Annotated in this window: 2 protein-coding genes; both read right to left on the reverse strand. The window is 45.9% G+C overall.

Features of this window, described 5'->3' with window-relative positions; translation table 11 throughout:
- Nucleotides 1-6: 6 nt before the first annotated feature.
- A complete protein-coding gene (locus DOM36_RS19740; protein ID WP_110644149.1) occupies nucleotides 7-873 on the reverse strand; it encodes a tetratricopeptide repeat protein in 867 nt (288 codons plus the stop codon).
- A partial coding sequence (locus DOM36_RS19745) for a hypothetical protein (protein ID WP_157958710.1) occupies nucleotides 870-1,283 on the reverse strand: 414 nt, incomplete at its 5' end. The genes DOM36_RS19745 and DOM36_RS19740, both read right to left, overlap by 4 nt.

Raw genomic sequence — 1,283 nt, forward strand, 5'->3', positions numbered from 1 at the left:
CAGCGGTCAATTCATTTGAAAAAAACCACCTCCGATGCGCACGTTGTGTTCTTTCTGCCATTCCAACGACTGTCGGCGAGCTTCTTCTATCTGTTCCTTGGTCATCTGCTTGGATAGGAGCTGTTTACCTTCCGCGCCGGCAGACCCACGCAGATCATAGTATTTATAGGCTTGAATCAAATCGACATCGGTACCGATGCCTTCTTCGTAGAATTTGGCAAGAGAACGGAACCCCTGCGTCTCATAACCATATTTAAGCTTGCTGCAACGTAGTAACCATTCGAAAGCTTTTTCGTTACTTTGCTTGACACCCTCGCCCTGATAATACAAATTAGCCATAGCCAAGGCGGAATTTTTATCACCTTGAGCGGCAGCCTTTTTATACCAATAAATTGCTTCTTCGTAGTCTTGGCCCACCAGCCCTTCATAATCTTTTCCTCGATATGCTTCAGCCAAATCGCGCTGGGATAGTGTATAGCCCATTTCAGCAGATTCCTGAAGATACTTGAAAGCGACACTTAAGTCCTTTTTCACTCCCAAGCCATTGTAATAAACTCTAAATAAGGCATGCCCCGCATCAGCACCGTGTTTCTTCCACGAAGACTGGAGAAGCGGTAAAGCTTTATCGTAGTCCTGAGAAATATCAACAACTTCTGTATATGTCAAATATAGCTCGCCCAATAGATACTCGGCCTTAGGGTCGCCATTTTTCGCGCCCTGGCGAATATCTGCCAATGACAGCTTATAAGTAAAGTCGTCCCAAAGCGTGTCTTGAGTCGGGTCATTATAGTAAACCTCAGCAAAAGCAACACTCGAAAAAGAGGAGCAACCCAACACAAGAACTAGCGCCAGATTTTTAAATATGTTTTTCATGAAAACCTCATGCTAAAAGTGTCTTGATAAGAGAGCGACCGCGCTCTTTTATCGAAGTATTCCACGTAAAGCTCGACACCTTCTACCGCGACTTGATCTGATATAAAGACCTTTCTTTCAATCGTCACACTATCCTTCCCATGAGACAATTCATAGTCGATTGAGGAGCTTTCTGCTTTACGTTGCAACTCTAACGATCCTCCTTTGCCGTCTTTGACAAACTTATCCTCAAACAAGGTGGATGTTTCCAGGCCTGATTCACTACTAAACCTCAACCCAAACTCCATCTTCGACAAGTTGGGAATCCGCGCCTTGATCCTGACCCGCTTGCGATTCACGATTTCGCCCTGGGGCCCCGTGTCACCCCTCACGTAGGTCGCCGTGTGCTCTTCCCATGACAGTTCGATGGC

Origin of the sequence: Salinicola sp. CPA57 (assembly GCF_003206035.1) — a bacterium.
Taxonomy (GTDB): domain Bacteria; phylum Pseudomonadota; class Gammaproteobacteria; order Pseudomonadales; family Halomonadaceae; genus Salinicola; species Salinicola socius.